Source organism: Alcaligenes sp. HNGD-HTN06, assembly GCF_049932565.1.
GTDB classification, from domain to species: Bacteria; Pseudomonadota; Gammaproteobacteria; order Burkholderiales; family Burkholderiaceae_B; genus Alcaligenes; species Alcaligenes ammonioxydans.
In genome coordinates, this window is sequence record NZ_CP187782.1 from 503,472 (window position 1) to 526,476 (window position 23,005).

The following is a 23,005-nucleotide window of genomic DNA, read 5'->3' on the forward strand; positions in this document are numbered from 1 at the left end:
GAGGGGTCCTTTTGGTGCCTAATCAGGGATAAAACAGCAGCAGTCCGAACACGGCAAAAACCATCAGGTGCATATAGCCGTGAATGGGAGAGGTACGTGGGCCGCCAAAGCTCAGCATGCTCAGCATGACGGTAAGCAGAAACAGCACCATGTCGGTATTGCTGATACCCATAACGACCTGTTTACCGCTTATCAAGCCGATAAGCAGGACCACGGGTACGGTCAGCCCAACGGTAGAGACAAAGGCCCCCAGACAAAGATTGATGGCGCGTTGCATTTCATTGTTCATGGCAGCCTTGATGGCGGTAATGGACTCGGGGGTGAACACGATAATGGCAATCAGCACCCCCCCGACGGCGACGGGCGCGCCGGAGGCGGCAATCCCGTAATCGGTCACGATGGCCAAATCATGCGCCAGCAAGACAATCGGCAAAATCAGGGCGATCAGCACCAGGCTGCGTATCAGCATGGCGCGGGTGGCCTGGGGATCACGCGGTGTGGGCGCTGCGTTCTTGGCGCCTGGCACAGTGTCATGGGGTTGCATATAGTCATGGCGACGGCTACCCATTTGCAGAGACAGGAACAGGGCATAGATCAGGCCCGTCAGTATCGAAATGCCGATGGCCTGTGTCGTGCTGAACTCGCCCGCAGTGCGGGTGTAGTTGGGCAGTATCAGCGCCATACTGGTCAGCAAGACGATCATGGACAGGTAGGTGCGGGTACCTTGACGGTTGAACGCCTGATCGCCATTGCGCGCCGCTCCGGCAATCAGGCACAGCCCAGTGATCAGATTCAGAATAATCATCATCACCGCATAGATCGAATCTCTGCCTATGGTGGGAAAGTCGCCCGGCCCCAGCAGCACCGAGGCAATCAGAATGACCTCGATCAGCACAATGGATAAAGTCAGGATCAGGGTGCCGTAAGGTTCGCCCAGTTGATGGGCCAGATGGTCTGCCTCACGAACGACGCCAAAGGAGGCGGCCAGAATGGTGATGAACAGAACCAGAAAGGCGAGGGTTGCCGTAGTGCCGTTCAGGGAGTCGCCCAGCCATTGACTGCCAAAAACCGTGAACAGACCCACAATGGACCAGGAGCCGAACAGGCGTAACCAGGTGACAGGTGCAAGCAGAGGGGAGGAGCCGGTGTGTTTCATGGTTGTTGTTTGCCGCGCGCAACGCTGAAGATGGCCAGGCGACGCGATGCGTCGTGCTCAAAAAACAGGCAGGAATGGGAAGCAGGAACATGCGCCAGGGCATGTGAGGGTGAGGCAGGGTGGACCATCGTGGATGCTCCTTTTGAAGGAGTAGGGCCGTCCCTGTATTGAAAAGGCAGATCCAGGTCGTCCCGGATCTGTTTTGAATTGAGCTATTCAAGCCCACAATTTTATCATCCTGTGCCCATACGGCAAGTCGGGGCCTTCCCAAGTGGTGCTTTCGCGGACGGGAATCTTCTTTTGCGCACCTGCGTGCCGCTTTATTCCCTCCTATTTAAGGTGGGCACCATTCTGATGAAAAAGAGGGAGAACCCAGGGATCGAAGAGCAGGTGTTTTTTCTGTGGGGAGTTTGTTTTTTTCAATGGCCTGTCTGAATTTGCCAGGCGCCACACCTGCATAGGTTTTGAATGCGGTCGAGAAATTGGCCGGGCTGGAAAACCCCAAATCCGTTGCGATGACATCAATTTTCAAGGCGGTCGTTCGTAGCAGATACTCAGCCCGATACATACGCTGCAGTCGGATATAGCTGCTGACGCTCAAGCCGAAATTGCGCTGAAATATATTCATGATTTTTCGTCTTGAGATCTTGAACATATCGCACAGTTCTTTCTGGCTGGGCGGTGAACCCAGATTGGCATCGATTGTTTTTTGAATGGCGTAGATCAGCATGCTGGTTTCAGCAGTGGTGCTGGGCCGCTGGGTCAGAGTCTTGCCGGCAGAGAGGTGGGAGAGCGCCTGTTTGGGATTACGTAAGGGAACGTTGATGCGCTCTTTGACTTCGTCAACGGCATAGGGATTGCCAATGTAATCAACGGCTCCTGCCTTCAGGAAATTGACGCATTCTTCACTGCTGCTTTCGCTGCGTGAATCCAGAATGATGATGGGAATGTGGGCGGTTGCTTTTAGCCCTTGCAGCATGTGTGTCAGCGATAAGGCATCAATCCCGCCTACTTGTTTATCCATCAGGATAAGTTCGGGTAGCGTTAGCTGGGCCTTGGTGTAGCCTTGCACTCCATCAGCGGCAACAGAAACCCGAAACGCTCCAGCCAGCAGAGATTGCAGAAGGTGTTCGTGCTGTCGAGTGTTATTGGAGATCAGCAAAATCCTGGTTTTTTGATCCGGCTGACACTTTATAGTGGCGTATTTGTTCAATATAAAGCCCCGCGCCCTTCTTCTGTCGAAGACGGCTACCTTTACTGGCATTGCTCAAGTAGCCAATTCCTTCAGAATACAGACTCTATGAATAGATAAAATCTATCGATATGATTCGTACGGCAGACATAACATTTTGTATCAACGGAAAAAGTAAATTTTCAAAATTGCTCATTGCATTTTATTTTTGGCAGGCGGCGTGCTGAAAGCCGGAATCCCGGGCTTTAGGCCGAACCCAGAAGTCGATTCTCAGCAATGCTACGTTGACGTATGGGTGAATTTTCCTGGCAGGAACAAGCGTGATTCTACGGCTTTTAAGACCGAACGAATGAGGGGGCTTTGGCAGGTCTGCCGTTGCTTTTCAGGTCTGCGCGTGTAGCCGTTCGCAGGTGTTTCACCCGAGCCTCCCCGTTTTTTTGTGAGGACTCATCCGCGGCACTCAGTCAGTCAGTGAACGAGCATCGACGTGAACCCTGGGGGGCTGAGTGTTGAGCTTTCTCAAGCGCCGGGCTTCGGTGTTGGGATGGTTTTTAGACCGTTTTGGGGTCCCCGCTCTTGAATGACATTGAGCAGGATGGAGACGGGGCCCAGCCAGTCTCTGACGCGACTATCGCTAAGGGCAGAACACGCTTGGTAGCCTTGTTCTGCCCTTGCTGTAAAACCCGTTGAACACTAGTCGGAACGTCGGTTTAAGCCGGGGCAGGATGCATGTGGATGGCCTCGTCCAGCATGTCCAGCCTGTCTTGCCCCCAAAATAGCTCGCCCTGATACACATAGGAGGGCGAGCCGAATACACCGGCTGCAATCGCTTCGTCGGTATAAGCCTGATAGCGTTGTTGCATGTGCGGCGCCTGTTCAAACCAGTAGTCAGCGTCCAGGTGCTGTGACTGCATGATTCGAGCCAGTTCTGCTGGATCGGCAATATTGCGCTCTTCACACCATTGCGCCCGCAGTATGGCCTTGTACAGCTCTAGGACGGGCAAGCTGGCCTGATTGATGGCGATGACCACGGTCGAGGCCAGCGTGGCATCCGGGCACATGAAGCGGGGCGTGGGGTTGATGGGGATGCCCAGCTTGCGGCACCAGCGCTGCAGTTCAGTGATCCGATAGGCCTGGCGTTCGGGGGAGCGTTGTCCGAGCAGCACACCTCCTGTACGGGCATACACCTGCGGCAAATCGACGGGCTTGTAATGGATGGGGATACCCTGTTTGCGGACGATCGCCTCCAGACGGTCGGCTCCCAGGTAAGCCCAATCCGAGTTCATCCAGAAGTAGTAGTGAATGCCGGCCATGCTCATGTGCGCACCTTGGGACGGGAAAGATTGGGCAGGGAGAAGTGGGCCGGTCCGTGCATGAACCAACTGCTGGCAAAAGCGATCAAGCCCAGCGCACTCAGATACCAGACGATGTAGTCAGGTTGTCCGTCTCCATAGGCCAGTAAGGAAGTCGCCACCAAAGGGGCCAGACCGCCACCGATGGCGCCAGAGACCTGGACAGCGATTGAGATCCCGCTGTAGCGTACCTCGGGGGGGAACTGCGTGGAAAACAGACCGCCCTGCGGGCCATAGAGTGCTGCATAGACCAGACCAATGGCAATGACCAGCGCCAAGGTGATGGTGCCGGTGTCCAGGCTGCCCAGCATGGAGAAGAAAGGCGAGGAGAATGCCAGCATGCAAAGCGTACCCGCCATAAAGACCCATTTAAAGCCGAGACGGTCGCCCAGTACGCCAAACAGGGGCATGGTGAACAGCGCGGCAAAGGCGCCCCATACCGTGGCATTGAGCATCACACTACGCTCTACCCCGAGGGTGGTGGTGGCATAAGCCAGGGCGAAGGTCACCACCGTGTAAAACCAGGTGACTTCAGCCAGGCGGCCGCCGACCACCAGCAGAACTTCACGGGGGTAGTGACGCAGCACTTCCAGGGCGGGAATAGCGACCTGCTTGCCCTTTTTGCTCATCTGCTCAAAGTCTGGAGATTCGGCCACTTTGGCTCGAATCCACCAGCCTACCAACAGCAGCGCGACACTGGCCAGAAAGGGCAGGCGCCAGCCCCAGCTCAACATGTCTTCTTCGGGCAGGCTGGCAACGGCTCCCATCGCCAAAGAGGACAAAATAAGGCCCGGCGCGACCCCGGTCTGGGGCAGACTGCCAAAAAAACCTTTTTTACCATCCGGGGCGTGTTCCACCGCCATCAGGACAGCGCCACCCCATTCACCTCCCACGGCAACCCCTTGCAAAAAACGCATCAGGACCAGCAGGACGGCCGCCCAATAGCCAATACTGTCGTAGGAGGGAATCAGTCCGATCAGGATGGTAGGAATACCCATCAGAAACAGCGTAATTAACAGCATGGATTTTCGGCCCAGCTTGTCCCCGAAATGGCCGAACACAAAACCGCCCAGGGGACGGGCAAAAAAGCCTACGGAATAGGTGGCAAAGGCCGCCAGAGTGCCCGTAATCGGGTCGAAGGCGGGAAAAAAGATCTTGTTGAAGATCAGTGCGGCAGCAGTGCCGTAGAGGAAAAAGTCATACCACTCTATGGTGGTTCCCATCATGCTGGCCAAGCCAGCAGTGACGTACTGGCGCGACGAACGCGCCTGTCCGGTGTGAGGCATCGTCATAGCGACCTCCTGGTGGAAGCGGGGTGTTGAGTGTGGGCGTCAGCGAGTCGTTGTTAAGGGCGCAATGCCTTGGGTCTGACGGGACCAGTAATCGAAGGTCGCGTTCACAATGGAGGGCTTGAGCAGGTAGTCGTGGGCCTCGGCCGCCAGAGTGTCATCGACGGGAGTCAGCGGGCCAAACGCCGCTTGCGCACGCACCTGCAGGCGTGCCGCACGTTCCAGGTAGACCGACAGGTAGGTCGCCTCCTGGCAGCTTTTTCCCGCAGTCAGGTAACCGTGGTGAGCCAGGATGATGGCGCGCTTGTCGCCCAGCGCTTTGGAAATGATAACGCCCTCCTGGTCGGCAATGGGTACACCGGGCCATTCGCCCAGAAACGCACAGTCATTGTGCAACGGCGTCATGTCCATTTGCGAAATCACCAAAGGCTGGCGGGCGGTCGCCAGCACGGTCGCCCAGGGTGAGTGCGTGTGAATGATGGAGTTGACGTCGGGGCGGGCTTCGTACACCCACAGGTGAAAGCGGGTGGCGGGGTTGGCCATGCCCTGGCCGCTCAGGGTGTTCAGGTCGCGATCAACTTCAATGAAGTCATCGGGTGTGGCTTCATCAAAACCCAGACCAAAGCGCAGGGTCCAGTAGGCCCCGGGACGTTCGGACCGGACACTGATCTGGCCGGCCAGACCGGCCTCCTGTTCGGTCATGGCCAGAATGCGACAGGCAAACGCCATGGTTTCGCGGGTGTCGCGCTGGACTTGGGGTAGATGCGTGGCCATCTCTTGGGTGGCACGTTCATCGAAATAGGATTTGTCTCTGAGGGGGGTATCCATGCGATTTGTCTCCTTTAGCATGCTTCGCCGGTCTATGCGCCGACGATGGGGTCATTGTCTTGATTTAAATCAAAAGGAGCTATGTGCCTTGGCTCATAGCTCCTATTCCATTTGGCATGAAGAGGGATCGCATATGCTGGCCCGGCATGAGCCGGGCGCGGCGACTTTTCTCCTTTGCGCTTATGCCTGACGCCATCGGGAGCGCTCGCGTCGTCGCGAGCGGGACCAGGGGTGTTGCACCTTATGCGGCTGTGGCCGGGGATCGGGTGGATGTCGCGTGTCATTATTTTCCACGGGATTGGAGTCCGGTTTGGGCGAGTCCAGAAAGACATCAATGGAACAATCGCAGTCGAGGTACATGGACAGTCCTTTGTCAGCGTGAAGAAAGGGGAGGTAGTAGCGCAGCCCCGTTGCGGGCTTGCGTCTCTCCTGAAAAAAACGTGTCATAGCGCTCTAGCAAGGCTTGCAGAATCAACTCAGGGTAGTTGTCCTGCTCAACCGGCAGGCGCGCCTGCAGGTGCGCCAGATGTTCATTATCTTGTTGCCCGCCCCAGTGCTTGTGGTAGTGGCCTTGTTGATAGCCACGTAGCTGGCGCAATCGGTTCAGGGCATTTTTGCCGACGTAGGCATGGTAGAGCGTATCCAGCGTCAGACCGCACAGGCCTGCCAGCAAGGCAAAGCCCTCAAAATCAAAGTGACGGGTTTGCAGCACTCGCAAGGTAAAGCGTTCCAGGGCATGCATGAGCGTGGTGGAATCACCGGCGGCTGTGTCTTGGGCGTGTTGGAGCTGTTCCAGCGCGGCAGCGGCCTCTTGTTCGCGCAAGGCATCGTTAGCGTGAAGCACATCACACAGTCCGAAATGCAGAATATCGATTAACTCCAGCTGTAGTTGCGGCAGATTTCGTTCGGACTGTTGCCACCACTTCCAGTCCAGGTAAGCAGCCAGCTCCGCGCATTCCACCCAGATTGCGCGGTAGTAGCCCTGTTTGGCTACTCGCCAGTTCGGGTCAATCAATTGATTCAGCTCGGATTGCAATGCGAGCATCTGCTGGAGTCGGCGCACGCCCGCATCGGTGGGTGTGGGCGTTACATGCTGACCCAAACGGTGCTTTTGTCGACCCTGCCCGTCAAAGTTTTCCGGGGCCAGCCACGTCTGGAAATTTGTTTTCAGGGCAGGCCATTCTTTATCGGTGATGGAGAACCAGGCTGTGTCGCGTGAACGGCCCTTATAGACAACGGCCTGACGGAACACCCCCTCGTAACGAAAGCCTAGACGCCGTGCTGCTGCTTGTGAGGGGGCGTTGTGCGTGTCGCATTTCCATTCGTAGCGACGGTAGCCCAACTTCTCAATGGCGTAGGCCATCAACAGATAGTGGGCTTCGGTGGCCAGGCGGGTTTGTTTCAAGGCGGGTGACCAGGCGACAAAACCTACCTCGATACAGCCGTTTTGCGCGTCAATCCGCATGAGGGCCAGGGTGCCTAACGCCTGTCCGGTCGTCTGGTCTACGACGGCGTAATGCACGGCATTGCTGGCCTGGCTGATGGCGTGGAGGTGCTGATCGAACTGTATCCGGTTGCTGAAGGGCCCGACTGACAGATAGGTCCAGTCGCGCCCGTCGCGGGCGCGGCTGTAGGCCTGATACAAGCTGTCGCCATGCTTGTCGGGGTCCACGGCTTCCAGGCGACAGTATGTGCCCTGAAGAACGCAGCGTGCAGGTTGGGGGCGGGCTTGCCAGTGGGCAAGCGCGGGGCCAATAGGCTGATGATAAGCGTTTAGCTGAACCATAGGTCATCTGCAATAGAAAACGCTCCAGAGATGCCTGTGTGGGGCATCTCTGGAGGTGGAAAAGGCATGGACTTGGCCGGGAATCGGCAGGCGTCTTGCTAGGTCACTAATTGATTCTATTGATCAAGTGGCAGGTTGCAGCAATCCGCTTTTGGTCTGGTTTCCAGACCGCTTTGTGTCAAGGGGAGTGACATGCGTCGGGCGCACCCCGAGGCTGACCTGGAAAGAGGGTAGGAGCCAGGGGCAAAACCAGGCTGGATGCGAGGCCCAGAAGGGGTTACGCGGGTGGGCGGACCCCACTGTGAGGTAAAAAAAGCCGGCTTGGCACAGTGGACAAACCAGGCTTTGGGATGGGTATCAGACCGCAGGTTTAGAGTTGGTTCAGGTTCAGACGCAGCACGCTATCCTTGGCCCCTTTCAGGTAATGGGGGCTCTTGTCGCCATGCGGAGCCTTGATGGTCACAAAAGCGGTCTGGCCGTCTGCGCTCAAGGTGACGCTGTTGGGGTGAATGGGGGCGCTGAGGCGATGTTTCACGGCCAGAGTTCGGGCATCCAGAATGTTGATGGCGCCGGTGCCAGCAGGCGAGTCACGATCCACGCCGCGGTTGGTGGCGATCAACTCCTGGCGAGCCGGGTTATAGACGATATCGAGCAGCCCTGGGCCGACGTCAACCGAGTTTTCCACTTTCCCTGAGGTGGTATCAAAGACGTAGATCTTGCCGGTATTGGCATCGGCGCCGAACAACTGCTTGCCATCCGCACTCAGGGCCACATTTACAAAGAAGTGACGCGAGTCCTCACGCTTGTCGCTTTTGGCATCGCCCGTGCTAAAGCGCTGCTCGATCGTGCCGGTGGCGGGGTTGATGACCGCAATCTCTTCCTTGCCGCCCTGACCCACGAACAGACGCTTGGTGTTGGCGTCATACGCGGCACCCGCAGGCCACAGTCCCACATTGTCGATATTGTGCAAAATACGGCCTTGGGTGCCGTCCACAATCCACACACGCCCCCCTTCAGCGGGGTTGGTCACAAAGATGCGGTTGTCTTGTTCATCAATGATGACCTTGCGGGTATGTTCCCAGCCTCCCTTGTCCTCTTTCTGGCCCAGCTGAATCAATTGTTTGACCGTACCGTTCAGGCTATTGAGGGCCAGTAAGGAGCCATCCAAGGTATTGCCCACGTACAGGGTGTGTGTTTTCTGGTTCAGCCCCAAGGCAAATGCCCGTCGTGGCAGTTGGATCAACTGTGTTGGTTGCAAGGTGTCCTGGTCCAGAACATGCACAAAGCCGGCGGTGCGATCCTCAAACAAAGGGGTGGCAGCCACGAACAATTGATTGCTGTCCTTGGCGGCCAGCACTTCGTAAGCCCCTTCGATTGAGTCCTGGCGAAAGCTCACCTGCGCCTGCGGGGCTGTGTTGGCACGAGACGCGTTCAGGCCCGACTGTTGAGATTGCGGTGTGCTTTGGCAGGCGCTCAGCAGCAAGGCCCCCATGACAGAGGCAACAATCATTTTCAAGGAGGCGGGGCGGCACACAATCATGGATTTCCTTTGGACGTGAACAACAACAAACTGACTGCAGAACGGGCGTGAGGCTGCCGTCAGCCCCAATGCGTCAGAGCCACAGTGCTTACGGCCATAACCACATTGCGGACCTGTACAGTCGCCTGTTCTGATTCGGTAATAAATTAATAAATGAGAATCGTTACTATAAACAATTCGATTTATAAGCTTTTCTTGTCATTCTGTCCATGCCAATACGCAAGACCCTGCGCGAACGCAGGGTCTTGAAGGTGCTGGGCTAATCCTGGGCGGGGCCTTGACCAAAACGGGCTTGCCAGTCTTCGTAGACTTGGCGTTTTTCAGCCAAGGGCAAATGTTCCACTTTCACACCCTGCTGTCCGAAGTCCTGGCGCATTTTTTGATAGAAGGCTTGGGTGGACCAGCCAAAAGGAGCCCCTTCCTTATCATCGGCGCAGTACACCACGCGCTCTACGCCTGCCGCGATCATGGCAGCCATGCACATGGGGCAGGGGATGCCGCTGGCATACATGGTACTGCCGGTGTGCTGGCTGCTTTTGAAGGTTTGGCTGGCATTGCGCAGGGCCTGGATTTCCGCATGCGCGGTAGGATCATGGGCGATATAGGTTTCATTCACCCCTTCGGCCAGCACCTGGTCGTTACGTACCAACACCGCACCAAAGGGCTGACCGCCACGGTCAACGTTCTCTTTCGCAATCTGGATGGACCGCAGCAGATAGTGTTTATCGTTCATGTTTTTCTCCCTGAGAGAGCAAAGCTTGGAATAAGTCCTGACACGCGGGGCTGTGTCGTGTTCGGTGTGCCGACTCTACCTTAAAGAGGTTAAAGGCGGGCAGTTCAGATTGGGCCTGTCTGCAACGCAAAACAGCCGCTGGCAGGCAGCGGCTGTTCGGGTTCAGGCCATATTAGCGTTTGCCGCCAATGGTCAGGTTGGCATGACGGTTAACGTCTTTGTACAACAGGTAGCGGAAACGGCCAGGGCCGCCGGCATAGCAGGCCTGTGGGCAAAAGGCGCGCAGCCACATAAAGTCGCCGGCTTCCACTTCAACCCAATCCTGGTTCAGGCGGTAAACCGCCTTGCCTTCCAGAACGTACAGGCCATGTTCCATGACGTGCGTTTCTGCAAAGGGAATCACGCCACCGGGTTCAAAGTTCACGATATTCACATGCATATCGTGGCGCATGTCGGACATATCGGCAAATCGGGTGGTGCTCCAACGACCATCGGTGTCAGGCATGACGCGGGGTTCAACGTCTTTTTCGTTGGTCACGAAAGCCTCGGGGGCATCCAGACCTTCGACACGCTGGTAACGCTTGCGGATCCAGTGGAAGTTGGCCAGTTCGTTGCTGCGGTTGTGCAAGGACCAGTTGGTAGACGGAGGAATAAAGGCATAGCCGCCTTCTTCCATGATGTGTTTGGTGCCTTCCAGAACCAGTTCGAGCTGGCCCTTGACGACAAAAATCACGCCTTCGGCCTCGGGGTCATCCTCAGGGTGGTCGCTGCCACCTTGCGGGCCGACTTCCATGATGTATTGCGAGAAGGTCTCGGCAAAGCCGGACAAAGGCCGTGCCAGTACCCACAGACGGGTGTTTTCCCAACCGGGCAGGTAGCTGGTCACGATGTCCTGCAGCACGCCTTTGGGCAGCACGGCATAGGCTTCGGTGAACATGGCGCGATCCGTCAGCAGCTGTGTCTGTGGCGGATGCCCGCCTGGCGGGGCGTAGTAATTGACTTTGGACATGTTGATTCCCAATGAAATTCAGTAAGGAAAAATCTGTCGAACGGCACGGCGCAATCCCTGCGGCGGCCCAAAGGCAGAGGCGGGATGTCGTTGTAATGCGCGGGACCAATACACATTAACGAGAGCTGGTGATATTTACAAATTAAATGTATAAATCTCTTGTATTTGTTTTTTGAATAGCTGGAAGCGTGGGCTCGGATTTGAAACCTGGCGCGCAGTGGGCCAGACAGGCGCCCTCAGGATCTGCATTCGTCTCTCACCATGCTCTGACGCGGCAGCGCGGTCAATTCACAGGCAGACTCCGTTTGCCACACCGCAAGATGCGTCTTAACGGCCGGTGTGGCAGCTTGAAAAAATCGTTCTGCCACGCCCCGGGCGCTCATCGAGAATAGAGAAAAGGGGGTGAACACATGGATCATCAACGATCCAGCAGTCCCAGTCTGAACCGGCCTTTGTATGACCTGGATCTGCTATTGGCCTTGTTGACGGTTGTTGACTGCGGCAGTTTTACAGCGGCAGCCAGTCGTTTGCACTCAACACAGTCCACGATCAGTCAGAAGGTGCGTCGTCTGGAGGAATTGGCAGGACTGCGTTTGCTGGACCGGGCCAGTCGTGGTGTCAGCACGACAGAGGCGGGGCAGACCTTGCTGGCTTACGCGCGTCAGATGCTGGCCTTGAACCATCAGCTCTCTGAAGCCTTGTCGGGTTCTTTGGTAACCATCTCCGTGCGTCTGGGTGTGCCGGAGGACTTCACCAATGGCCAGACCATGCGGGCGTTGGCTGGTTTCAATCGCCGGTTTCCACAAGTGCGCCTGGAGGTCAGCAGTGGTTTGAGCAGTGATTTGCTGGCGGCCTATGATCAGGGTGAGCTGGATCTGGTCTTGGTCAAGCAGCGGCATAATGCCCGCGAGGCGGTGGCTTGTCTGCCCGAGCAGACGGCGTGGGTCGACAGTGCCACTGATCCCGTCTTTCATCTGGACCCTATTCCTTTGGTCACCTTCCCGCGTCGCGGTGTTTACCGCGAAGAGATTATCAGTGCCGTGGAATCCTTGGGGCGGCGCTGGCGCATCAGCTTCACCAGTTCCAGCTTGAGCGGGATTCAGGGGGCTGTGGCCGATGGAATGGGTATCAGCCTGCTGCCGCGGCGTGCGGTACGTCAGGATCATATTGAATTGGGACAGGCTCAGGGACTACCGCGCATTGACGCTTTTGAGCTGGCGATATTGCATCGGCCTCACGCCAATGAGATGGTGACCGCCTTGTCCCGGGTGCTGGTCGAGATGCTGGCCCCCGAGAGCGCCCGCCGCACGTCATAGCCGGGCGGGCTGCCTGGGCCAGTGATCAAGGTAAGTGCAATCTTACTGTTTGGGGGTGACCGGATCAAAGTGCGTCATTACATCCAGTACCGGCTCTTCAGCCATGACGCGATCTCTTGCCGCCACAGCGATGGCATGGCCTTGGGCAATCGTTAAGGTGCCGTCCATTTCCAGATCGACTTCCACCCAGATCATGTCGCCCAGTTTGCGGGTGCGCAACTGGTGTATCCCTTCCACCCCGGGTGTCTCGCGTAACAGCTTGGCGATGCGCTCCTCGGTTTCCTGATCAACGGCTTTGTCGGTCAGGTCATGAAACGCGCCGATAGAAAATTTCCAGCCCATGCGCACAATCATCAAGCCCACGATACTGGCGGCCAAAGGGTCGCCCAAGGGCAAGCCTGCCAGGTTGGCCAGGACGCCGAGGCTGACAACCAGGGAGGAGGCCGCATCGGAGCGGGCGTGCCAGGCATTGGCAACCAGCAAGGTTGAGCGCAGACGTTTTGCCACGCGCAGCATGTAGCGAAACAGGAGCTCCTTGCTACACAGAGCGGTAAAGGCAACGAGTAGGGCAACGGGATGGACGGCCTCGATGCTGCTGGGGTCCCGCAATGAAGAGATGGCATTCCAGAGCATGCCGGCGCCTACGGCCAGCAACAAACCGCCGATCGCCAAGGTGGCAGCGGTCTCGTAACGCAAATGTCCGTAGGGGTGGTCGGCATCGGGGCCGCGACGGCTATGGTGATTGGCAATCAGCACCACAAAGTCCGAGAACAGGTCTGACAGGGAGTGGATGGCGTCGGCAATCAGGGCCTGGGAATGGGCGAAGATACCCACCACAATTTGCAGCAGGCTCAAGCTGATATTGACCAGAACACTGACCCAGGTTGAACGCTGGGCACCATGGTGCCGATCCAGATCAGAGGGGGTGAGATTTTCCATGCCAGAAGGTCCTTGCAGCCAGAGCGTCAGGCTGTGTATCAATACAGCGCTTTCAAGGTAGAGAGTGTATCGGCTTTCCTGCAGGCAGGGGCGCCCCAAGGGCTTGAACCGCTTGTTTTGAACAGATTCTTTGGTTTATAGATACAAAAAAGCCTCGCTTTGGGACGAGGCTTTTTTGCGTATCAGGAATGCGTCTTAATTGATGCGCATACCGGGCTGAGCGCCGGGGAATGGCTCCAGAATATAAATACCTTGATCGACGGCCTCATCCGCGTGGCTGGCTGCCAGAACCATACCTTCGGATACGCCAAACCGCATCTTGCGAGGAGCCAGGTTAGCCACCAGCACCGTCAGCTTGCCGATCAGATCCTCGGGCTGGTAGGCCGATTTGATGCCGGAGAACACTTGGCGCAAACGACCTTCGCCCGCGTCCAGGCTCAGACGCAGCAGTTTGTCCGAACCGTCTACGGCCTCACAGCTGATGATTTTGGCAATGCGCAGGTCCACCTTGATGAAGTCCTTGATGTCGATGGTGTCGGCAATGGCTTCACCACCGGGCAGCACGACAGGGGCGGGTGGGGGAGCCAGCAGCTCATCGACCATGGCGCTGTCGACGCGTTGCATCAGGTGTTTGAAGGGAGCGATGTGATCGGGCAGGGCGGCCACGTCATCCCATACAAAACTGCGGTCCAGGCCGAACAGTTCACGCGCCACGCGATCGGTCAGGGTAGGCAAAATGGCGGTCAGCATGACGGACAAGCCCTTGAAGCCAGCCAGGGTGCGCGAGCAAATGTCTTGCAGCGCATCTTTCTGGGCTTGTTCGGCAGTCGCAATGCCTTTAGCCATGACCCAGGGCTGCGCCGTATCAAAAGCCTGGTTGATGAGGTCGGCCTGAGCCATGATCTGGCGTACGGCACGGCCGTACTCACGGCTTTCCAGATCGGCGCGGACTTTCTCGGCAACGTCCTTGAGCTGGTCTTGCAGCTCGGAGGTGTCACCCTGGTAAGCCAGCTTGCCATCAAAATGCTTGCTGATGAAGTTGGCGGCACGGCTGGCGATGTTGACGTATTTGCCAATCAGGTCGCTATTGACGCGGGCGATGAAGTCGTCAGGGTTGAAGTCCATGTCTTCAACGTGCGAGTTCAGCTTGGCGGCCATGTAATAGCGCATCCACTCGGCATCCATGCCCAGTTCCAGGTAGCGCAGGGGCGAAATGCCCGTGCCACGGCTCTTGGACATTTTTTCGCCGCTAACCGTGATGAAACCGTGCACGTTCAGTGCGTCAGGCACTTTACGGCCGGAGAACTTCAGCATGGCAGGCCAGAACAGGGCGTGGAAGTACACGATGTCCTTGCCGATGAAGTGGACTTGCTCCGTGTTGCCTTCCGGGTCCAGCAAGGCATCAAAGTCCAGACCTGCCTTGGCACAGTAGGCTTTCAGGGAAGCCAGGTAGCCAACAGGCGCGTCCAGCCAGACGTAGAAATATTTGCCGGGTGCATCCGGAATCGGGATGCCGTAATAGGGTTCGTCGCGGGAGATGTCCCAGTCGTTCAGGGAGGCCTCAGCACCTTCACCGGTACCCAGCCATTCGCGGGTCTTGCCTAATACTTCCGATTGCAGGCGTGGCTTGCCCTGGGCGTTCTTGCCCGTGGTCCACTCTTGCAGGAAGGCCACGCAGCGCGGGTCGGACAGGCGAAAGAAGAAGTGTTCCGAGCTCTTTAGCACCGGACGCGCATTGGTCAGGGTGGAGTAAGGCTCGATCAGTTCGGTAGGGGCGTAGACCGCGCTACAGACTTCACAACTGTCGCCGTACTGGTCCTTGGCGTGACACTTGGGGCATTCGCCCTTGATGTAACGATCGGGCAGGAACATGCCTTTGACTGGGTCATAGAACTGTTCGATGGTGCGTGTATCGATGAAACCGGCGCTTTTGAGCGTACGGTAGATATCCTGGGCCAGCTCGACGTTGTCTGGCGAGTCGGTACGGTGCCAGTGGTCAAACTTGATGTGAAAACCGTTCAAATAGCTGGGGCGTTCCGCCGCAATCTTGTCAACCAGTTGCGCTGGGGTGATGCCCGCACTTTCTGCTTTAAGCATGATGGGAGCGCCATGAGCGTCATCCGCACATACAAAATGTACCGTATGTCCCGACATTCGCATGGACCGAACCCAGATGTCGGCCTGGATATATTCCATGATGTGGCCGATGTGAAACGAGCCGTTGGCGTACGGCAGGGCAGTCGTAACAAATATCGTTCGTGACATGACTTAACACAATAAAAGAGAAAGGGAACAAGGATTCTACGGTCTATTGCCCACTTGTGCTGCGCAAGACAGAGAAACGTACACGGGCCAAGCCCGATCAGGCAGTGTGAATCACACAAATGCACACACCCTGAGCCTTTGCGGACTCAGGGTGTTCGAAAGCCTACCTGTTCAGTGTTGCTGTTCGTCCAATACAGGATAAACAGTCAAGAACTGTTAAGGGATCTCGCGCATCTCTATGTCGGTCACATCACGCGAACGGGGTGAGGACGACTGTCTGCTGGCAGTAGCGGGGCGGCGGCGCTGATCCCAATAGGCTTTGACACCGAAAGGACGGCCACTAATACGCGCCACAATGTATAAAATGCCGATCGCAATAGCAGTGGAAACCATGAAGATAAACGCCATGATTGCACCGAAAATTGTCAGCAAGACAAAGAGGGCTGTGCGGATAATCTGGTTAAATGTGTTCATAGGGTTAGTATGACATCATAAGTGTAAAAAAATTCCCCTTGAACCGCTAATTTTCTGGTTTAAAGGTATGGTGATGTTTCTTTATATCAAGGTTTTGGATAAATGACAGTGAGTTCTGAGCGCGTGTTGCAAGCCCTGGCGAGTGTGACCGATCCCAACACGTTAAAGAAGTTATCGGTCGATGCGGGTCGATGCGAACTGAGCATTGACCAGAATCAGGTTGAACTGACCTTGCATCTGCCCTACACGGCTTATGACATACAGGGTCAACTGCGTGAACGCATTGAGCAGGCCTTGGCAGGCGTGGGTGCCACCCTGTCCAAGTTGCACCTGAATCCGCGCATTGGCGTGCATGCTGTGCAGGAGGGCCTGCGCCCCATGCCCAATATCCGCAACATTATTGCGGTGTCATCGGGCAAGGGCGGCGTGGGTAAAAGCACCACCTCGGTGAACTTGGCCTTGGCCCTGCATATGCAAGGTGCCCGGGTCGGACTGCTCGATGCGGATATTTATGGCCCCAGCGTGCCCACGATGCTCGGTTTGCACGAGCGTCCCCGTAGCGCAGACGGCAAGATGATGGAGCCGCTGATCGGCCATGGTCTGCAGGCGAACTCCATCGGCTTTCTGCTGGACGAAGACGCTCCTGCAATCTGGCGGGGCCCGATGGCCACTCAAGCCTTGACCCAATTGCTGACACAGACGCGCTGGGACAACCTGGATTACCTGATTATCGACATGCCTCCCGGGACCGGTGACATTGCCCTGACCCTGTCTCAGAAAGTACCGTTGACTGGTGCGGTCATTGTCACCACGCCTCAGGATCTGGCGCTGGTGGATGCCAAACGAGGCTTGAAGATGTTCCAGAAGGTCAATGTGCCTGTGCTGGGCATTGTAGAGAACATGTCGGTTCATATCTGCTCGAACTGTGGTCACGCTGACCCGGTATTCGGTCAGCATGGTGGCCGCGATATGGCCAGCCAGTACAACGTGCCCTGGCTGGGTGCCTTGCCCTTGGCAATGAGTATTCGTGCGCAGACCGACTCCGGAACACCTACCGTCATTGCCAATGCGGACAGCCCCGAGGCCCGCCTGTATCACGAGATTGCCAATCGCGTGTCGGCCAACGTGTCTCAGTTGCCACCTGATACGTCGGGGCAGCGCCCCAAGGTTGTTCCCCGTCCTCTTTGAGCACGTATGCGCAAATCCGGCTTTTGCCTGCTGTTCTCATTGGTCCTGAGCCCTGGTGCCTGGGCGCAATCGTCTGTCCCTGAGGTCATTATTGATCCAGGGGGCGTGCCGCCCCAGGCACTCAAGGAAATCCAGCGTGCAGTCGGTGCGATCACACGGCTGGCGGAGGACCAGGATCTTGGGGAGGTCACGCGCTTGCGTCGCCGGGCGCATGACGCGACTGTTTCTGCCTTGCAGACGCAGGGCTACTTTGATTCCGTGGTCACCCTGGAAGTGGGGGAGGACGCGGGCGGAGAATACTGGGACATCATTATCCGTCCCGGGGAGCTCACGCGGGTGCGTGATGTCAATCTGGATTTCAAAGGCAAGATTCAGGAGCCGGAGTATGAGGTGCGCCTTGAAGGCATCAAGGCCAGCTTTCCCCTGAAGAAAAACGATCCGTTTCTCAATTCGGTCTGGTCGTCGGCCAAGGCTGATTTGCTTGAAAGCGTGCAGCGTCAGGATTTTTATTACGCGCGTTATGTGGACACGCGGGCCACTGTCTACGCCGATGAAAGTGTGGCCGATCTGTCCTTGAAGGTGGACAGTGGGCCGCGGGTTCGCATGGGGCCGCTGGAGATGACGGGGCTAAAACGGGTACCGCAGTCCCTGGTGGATCGGTATGTGCGTTACACCCCCGGCGACCCCTACGATCAGGACAAGCTCGATGAGTGGCAGCAGTCCCTGGCTTCCACCACGTTTTTCCGGGGGGCTTTTGTCACCTTGAATCAGGATGCCAGCAAGAAAAAAGAGCTGCCTGATGGGGACGTGGAATTGCCTGTTCAGGTGCGGGTCACGGAGGCGCCTTCCAAGCAGTTTACGGGCTCTTTGGGGGTGGACAGTGACCACGGTTTGCGAGTTGAAGGCCTGTATCGGAAAAATATTGTGTTTGGCCTGCCTGTTTGGACAGAGGCGGGCATTGGCGTGGATAAAAAGCGTCAGCGTGCTTTTTATGACGTCCATCTGCCGCCGACGCTGCGCGGCTATAAAAACAGTTTTGGGCTTTTGTACGACCGCTCTGACATTGAGGGTCTGGATACGCAGCGCGCCGCCGTGGGCTGGAAACTGCGGCAGGAGCGCAAGGCAGCAGGTAATAGTCGGGTCGAGTACGAGACCGAGTGGGGCTTGCTGGGTGCCTGGGATAAAACCCAGATCATCGGTTTGCCGACCCGTGAAACACCGTCTGCGATTGCAACCTGGCAGTGGCTGCGTCGTGACGTGGACAAGAAATACGATCCACGAGACGGTAATCTGATCGACTTTGGCCTGGGAGCCGGTATCACGCTGGATCGAGGCGAGCGCTTCTACCGCAGCAACTTGCGCTTGCAGCAATGGTGGCCCATCGGAGATCGGGATGTCTTGTCCATACGGGGCGAAGTCGGCAAAGTGTGGGGCATGACGGATCGGACGCCGCCGGATTTCGGTTATCGCACCGGGGGCGCACGCAGTATCCGGGGCTACAAATATCAAAGTATTGGTCTGCAACGCGGCGAGGCTGTGATTGGTGCGCCTGCCATGGCAGTTGCCAGTGTGGAATATACGCACTTTTTCACCAGCATGTATGGCATGCGGGCGTTTGTGGACGTGGGCGATGCCGCTCCCAGCTTTGGTGATATGAATTTAGCCTGGGGTTACGGTCTGGGGGCTGTGGTTCGTACTCCAGCCGGGCCCTTCAATCTTGATCTGGCCTATGGTCAGCGAGACAGGCGTGTCCGTTTGAGCTTTTCTTTGGGAATCGCATTTTAATGGCCTGGGTTCGGCGCTGGTTCCGGTATTTCGCCTTATGGGGCATCCCTTTCATTGTGCTTGCCCTGCTGTTGGTGTGCGGCTTTTTGTACTGGGTATTGGCCAGTCAGGTGGGGACACGCTGGGCGCTGCGCACGGCTTTGCCTTATGTACAAGGCAGCGCGCAAGGTGTGCGCGGAACCATCTGGGATGGGCTGAGCATCGATCATTTGGTGTTGGGCTTGCCCGATACTCATATCGATATCGAGCGTTTGCGCCTGGAGGCTAACTGGGACGAATTGTGGGACCGCCGCTTGCATGTGGTGGAGTTAAGTGCCCATAAAGTAGATGTGGCCTTGAGCACGTCGGATGCGCCCAAGTCTGATGAACCGTTCAAAATGCCGCAGCTGCCGGTCAGTATTGCGGTAGACAAGCTGGCACTTGGCCAGTTTTTGTTGTCCCAGGATGGCACCCCCTTGCCCGTGGCCCTAGCGGACTTGTCCTCGGCGCTGGCGCTGGAGTCGGACCGTGCGCAGCTACGCCTATACGATTTGATGGTGGCCAACGAGTCCATTCGTGCCGGCTTTCAAGGCGAGGTGGAGCTGGCGGGCTTGGAGGCGCCCTACCCGGCACGAGCTGATATACAAATTATTGCGCGTGGTTTAACTGCAGAGTCGCCCATTTGTGCCAAGCAGTATCTGCCCGCTTATGCGCAGCCTCACAAAACCAGCGCACCCGCGACAAAATCAGCCCCCGCTGATTCGTCCCGCAACGTGACTGGCTCTGCCAGCGCAGCGCCCGCTACCGCGCAAACCTCAGTCAAGGCGACGGAAACGTCCGCCAGCCCGTCTGTTGACTCAAAGGGAGCGTCAGCGGCTCAGGGTGCAGCCGCTCCCGAGCAGCACCATGATGCTCAGGGCGCTGCGGGGCTGATCCGTTCTGCACCGTCAAACGGTACAGGCGTGGTGCTTGACGAGCGTATCAAGGAGCCGGTTGCTGTTCCTGAGCCCGAGCCCTTGCCTGATTGTGTGGTGAATGCTCAGATCAAGCTGGATGGCTCTTTGGAGCAAGCGACCTTGTCCCTCACGGGGCAGGGTCAGGGCTACAGCCTGGATGTTCAGGCAGATTTGAGCCCCTTGGCTTCCGTGCCGGTCAGGCAGGCTCAGCTGGCGGTGAAGTTACCGGATGAATCCACGCTGGACGCGGACTTTACCTGGGACGCCACGCAGGACAGCGGGCACGTTCAGGACCATTTCAAAGGCCAGTTCCGCAGCGATAAGCTGGATTTACACGCCTTGTTGGGCGATGTTCTGCCCGATGCATTGATCAATACGCAAGGCCAGTTCGATGTGGTGCTGGCCGATAAAGAACAATTGCTCCGGGCAGATGTAGACATCCAGCTTTTGCAGGGTAGCCGTTGGAACAGGCAACCCGCTCTGGGACATATCAAGGCCAAGGCGTCCGCGCCGGCTCAACCAGGTCAGCCCGACTGGTGGCGTTTGCTGAATGTCTCCGAGGTGCTTACGGATATGAAAGTGGGAGACAACCAGGTCCAGCTAAAAGGGGGGTTCGGCATGTCGGGTAAAGCCGAACTGGATTTGCTGGCCCGTATCCCACGCGCCGAGCAATTATGGCCTGGACTGGAGTTGGGCAAGGCGTCGGTACAAGGCCAATTGCGCGGGGACATCGCCCGTCATGTTTTGCAGTTAACTGCCCAGTACGATCTGGGCGGCAAGGCGAAAGGGCAGTTGGGTCAAGGTCTGGCCGAGGCGGATCTGGCCTTGGAAGGCGGCTGGCACTTTGCGGAACAGGGCCAGGCGGCATACTGGGACGGAAAAGTCAGTCGGCTGGTAGCCGATCATGCCGGTGTGGCACTGCGTTTGCAGTCCGCTCTTCCTGTACGCTTTACCGATGCGTTGCGGGCGCCCAAGACTCCCGCTCTGGAAACACAGGTTCGTTCTGGGGATCAAGACAGGACAGGCACCACCGCTCAGCAGGCGGCTGGGTTGGCGAAGAATGAGACGGCGTTGTCAACGTCGGATGAGGCGGCAGCACAGGCTGTCGCACAGCGAGAAGCCGGGTCACCAGCGCAAGCCAAACCCGGCCAGACGGATAAGGCGGGCACCCGCTCAGACAACGCCGGCAGGACATCGCAGGCTTCCGAGCCATTGGCTCCCTGGTCGGTTCGGGTTGGAGCTGCTACGGTGAGTACGTCTGTTGACGGAGAGTCGTGGATCAATCTACGGCACCAGGAATCCAGCTACCAGCCCGGCCAATGGGCCAGCCGCGGCGAGGTCCGGGACTTGGTGTTGTCCGAGCCCCGTATTGCCCGTTTGCTGCGCAAGGTGGGCATAGAGGAAAACACAGACAAAGACCAAGGGGGTGTCAGGATTGTCAAGCACAAGAAAACCCAGCCCCCGGAGATTGATCTTCAGGCGCGTTGGGATCTGAAGTTTGCCGGCGCTTTGTCGGGGCAGTTGCGTGTAGACCGTGTGGCCGGTGATGTGCAGGTCTTTGCTGATCCGCCCACCTCCCTGGGTCTGCAAGACCTGAGCGTTGTCGTCAACGCTAAGCCCGTCTCGGCCACCAGCAGTCGCCTGGATGCTCAACTGGACCTGCGTACCAAGGAAATGGGCTATTTGACCGCCAAGGCGCAGACGCAGATTCATGGGCTGGTCTTGAATGAAAACGATCGTAAAACCGTCAGCATTCAGGCCAATATTGATGATTTGAGCTGGACACGCCTGTTCCTGGGCGATGCCATGGAGTTGGGCGGGCGTTTGAATGCGGACGTCAATATTGATGTGGGCGCCAAATGGGCCTGGACCAGCCGGGGCACAGTAACGGGGCGCGAGCTGCGCTTTACCCGACTCGATGACGGTATTCGCCTGATTGACGGTGAGCTGGATGCCCGTTTTGATGGCGATGTCTTCAGGCTGGAGTCCTTGACCTTTCCCGCTCGTTTACGCGTGGAGCCCCAGGAGTGGCGTACGGCGACCTGGTTGAAAGAAAGCCCGGATGCCAAGGATGGCAAGCTGACTGTTGCGGGCCAGTGGAACCTGAGCACTCAGCAGGGAGCGTTTGATGTTGATATTTTCCGCTTCCCCATTTTGCAGCGTTCCGATCGTTACGCCATGATTTCCGGCAATATCAATCTGGACATGGAACTGCCCCGCATTGCCATTACTGGCAAGGTGGTGGCGGATGCTGGCTGGTTCAATCTGGACATGCTGGGCGGCATTCCCACCGTAGACAGCGATGTGGTGATTGTGCGGGCCGGTGATGAGCCTGCCGCTGAGCCATCTGCCGCCACGACGGATATGAGCCTGCAAATTGATGTCGATCTGGGACCCCGTTTTTACCTGACTGGTTATGGCGTGAACTCGGGTCTGGTGGGCAGTCTGAGAATCACCATGATGGACGGCAAACTGACGGGTATCGGGGCCTTGCGCACTCGGGGTGGGCGGATCGAACTGTATGGGCAGAAACTGTTGCTCAGACGCGGTACGGTGACGTTTCAGGGCGATATCACCTCTCCGATCCTGGACATTGAAGCCTTGCGTACCGGCCAGGCTGTAGAGGCAGGTGTTAAGGTAGTGGGGACGGCCCGCAAACCCCGAATCGACTTGGTGTCCTATCCAGAAGTCAGCGAGGTTGAAAAACTGTCCTGGTTGCTGCTGGGCCATGGCCCGGATGACTCCGGTGGTGATATGGCGTTGCTGCTCAGTGTAGGCACTTCCTTTCTGGGAGATGGTGAGCCTTTCTACCGCAAGTTCGGTATTGATGAGGTGTCCATGCGCTCGGGCGATCTGGGCAGTGCGGGCAGCATCTTGCCGGTGGAAAGTGTGGTCAAATCCCTGAACAGCGGCACCAGCAACGAAGAGCGCAAGTTCATTGCCATTACCAAGGCATTGACGGCTGATTTTTCGGTCAGCCTGGAGCAGGCCATGGCCGATACCGGCACCGTGGGTCGGGCCAGTTACCGCCTGGCACGGGGCCTGACCGCTGAAGTCAGTATCGGCACCGTCAATGGTCTGGCCCTGATTTACCGCTGGTTCTCGAAGGATTGAGGCGGACTTGTCTGGCGCAAAGCGGACAGGCAATTGTGGTGCAAAGACAAATTTGCATCGCAGTTGCCTTGTGCAAGTCTCTAAACGATAAAATAACCGGTTAC

17 protein-coding genes are annotated in these 23,005 nt (G+C 57.2%); 4 read left to right on the top strand and 13 right to left on the bottom strand.

Translation table 11 applies throughout. The annotated features are described in order from the left end of the window. Positions 1–22: 22 nt before the first annotated feature. The 10 genes from ACOZ42_RS02325 to ACOZ42_RS02370 form a co-directional block, all read right to left on the bottom strand. Positions 23–1,156, bottom strand: a complete 1,134-nt coding sequence (locus ACOZ42_RS02325) for a calcium:proton antiporter (protein ID WP_426345512.1) — start codon at positions 1,154–1,156, stop codon at positions 23–25. Positions 1,157–1,490: 334 nt separating this feature from the next. After that, the gene (locus tag ACOZ42_RS02330) at positions 1,491–2,420 is read right to left on the bottom strand and encodes a helix-turn-helix domain-containing protein (RefSeq protein WP_426345513.1); all 930 of its coding nucleotides are present in this window, start codon (positions 2,418–2,420) and stop codon (positions 1,491–1,493) included. 638 nt (positions 2,421–3,058) lie between these two features. Beyond that, positions 3,059–3,667, bottom strand: coding sequence for a 2-hydroxychromene-2-carboxylate isomerase (locus ACOZ42_RS02335; RefSeq protein ID WP_426345514.1), 609 nt, complete (start codon positions 3,665–3,667; stop codon positions 3,059–3,061). Next, a complete protein-coding gene (locus tag ACOZ42_RS02340) occupies positions 3,664–4,992 on the bottom strand; it encodes an MFS transporter (protein ID WP_240208947.1) in 1,329 nt (442 codons plus the stop codon). Before ACOZ42_RS02340 ends, ACOZ42_RS02335 begins: the two co-directional genes overlap by 4 nt. Positions 4,993–5,031: 39 nt before the next feature. Next, positions 5,032–5,817, bottom strand: a complete 786-nt coding sequence (locus tag ACOZ42_RS02345; RefSeq protein WP_059318619.1) for an aldolase — start codon at positions 5,815–5,817, stop codon at positions 5,032–5,034. Positions 5,818–5,997: 180 nt separating this feature from the next. Next, positions 5,998–6,177: a hypothetical protein gene (locus ACOZ42_RS02350; RefSeq protein WP_131071271.1), complete on the bottom strand. Its 180-nt coding sequence runs from the start codon at positions 6,175–6,177 to the stop codon at positions 5,998–6,000. A gap of 13 nt (positions 6,178–6,190) precedes the next feature. After that, a complete protein-coding gene (locus ACOZ42_RS02355; protein ID WP_426345515.1) occupies positions 6,191–7,603 on the bottom strand; it encodes a GNAT family N-acetyltransferase in 1,413 nt (470 codons plus the stop codon). Between the two features lie 370 nt (positions 7,604–7,973). Next, positions 7,974–9,143: a YncE family protein gene (locus ACOZ42_RS02360; RefSeq protein WP_240208949.1), complete on the bottom strand. Its 1,170-nt coding sequence runs from the start codon at positions 9,141–9,143 to the stop codon at positions 7,974–7,976. A gap of 259 nt (positions 9,144–9,402) precedes the next feature. Continuing rightward, positions 9,403–9,876 carry a nucleoside deaminase gene (locus ACOZ42_RS02365; RefSeq protein WP_003803938.1) on the bottom strand — a complete coding sequence of 158 codons (474 nt, stop codon included), beginning with the start codon at positions 9,874–9,876 and terminating at the stop codon, positions 9,403–9,405. A gap of 172 nt (positions 9,877–10,048) precedes the next feature. Next, positions 10,049–10,885 carry a bifunctional allantoicase/(S)-ureidoglycine aminohydrolase gene (locus ACOZ42_RS02370; RefSeq protein ID WP_131071273.1) on the bottom strand — a complete coding sequence of 279 codons (837 nt, stop codon included), beginning with the start codon at positions 10,883–10,885 and terminating at the stop codon, positions 10,049–10,051. A 410-nt stretch (positions 10,886–11,295) separates the two neighbouring features. Here ACOZ42_RS02370 and ACOZ42_RS02375 point away from each other — a divergent pair, with 410 nt between their 5' ends. Then, complete coding sequence (locus ACOZ42_RS02375; protein ID WP_059318623.1) at positions 11,296–12,201, top strand: LysR family transcriptional regulator; 906 nt, start codon at positions 11,296–11,298, stop codon at positions 12,199–12,201. A 42-nt stretch (positions 12,202–12,243) separates the two neighbouring features. On the opposite strand, the gene ACOZ42_RS02380 is transcribed toward ACOZ42_RS02375, so the two are convergent. The 3 genes from ACOZ42_RS02380 to ACOZ42_RS02390 form a co-directional block, all read right to left on the bottom strand. Then, on the bottom strand, positions 12,244–13,140 hold the full coding sequence (locus tag ACOZ42_RS02380; protein WP_003803929.1) for a cation diffusion facilitator family transporter: 897 nt from the start codon (positions 13,138–13,140) through the stop codon (positions 12,244–12,246). Between the two features lie 195 nt (positions 13,141–13,335). Continuing rightward, a complete protein-coding gene (metG, locus tag ACOZ42_RS02385; RefSeq protein ID WP_426345516.1) occupies positions 13,336–15,405 on the bottom strand; it encodes a methionine--tRNA ligase in 2,070 nt (689 codons plus the stop codon). Between the two features lie 216 nt (positions 15,406–15,621). Then, positions 15,622–15,879 (bottom strand): hypothetical protein, encoded by a 258-nt coding sequence (locus tag ACOZ42_RS02390; RefSeq protein ID WP_003803926.1) that lies wholly within the window; start codon positions 15,877–15,879, stop codon positions 15,622–15,624. A 102-nt stretch (positions 15,880–15,981) separates the two neighbouring features. Between ACOZ42_RS02390 and apbC the strand changes: the two genes are divergently transcribed. The 3 genes from apbC to ACOZ42_RS02405 are packed head-to-tail and all read left to right on the top strand — an operon-like array spanning position 15,982 to position 22,901. After that, positions 15,982–17,067 carry an iron-sulfur cluster carrier protein ApbC gene (gene apbC / locus ACOZ42_RS02395; protein ID WP_003803924.1) on the top strand — a complete coding sequence of 362 codons (1,086 nt, stop codon included), beginning with the start codon at positions 15,982–15,984 and terminating at the stop codon, positions 17,065–17,067. Between the two features lie 6 nt (positions 17,068–17,073). Beyond that, complete coding sequence (locus ACOZ42_RS02400; protein ID WP_415302143.1) at positions 17,074–18,852, top strand: autotransporter assembly complex protein TamA; 1,779 nt, start codon at positions 17,074–17,076, stop codon at positions 18,850–18,852. Beyond that, positions 18,852–22,901, top strand: coding sequence for a translocation/assembly module TamB domain-containing protein (locus tag ACOZ42_RS02405; RefSeq protein ID WP_426345517.1), 4,050 nt, complete (start codon positions 18,852–18,854; stop codon positions 22,899–22,901). Before ACOZ42_RS02400 ends, ACOZ42_RS02405 begins: the two co-directional genes overlap by 1 nt. Positions 22,902–23,005 lie beyond the last annotated feature (104 nt).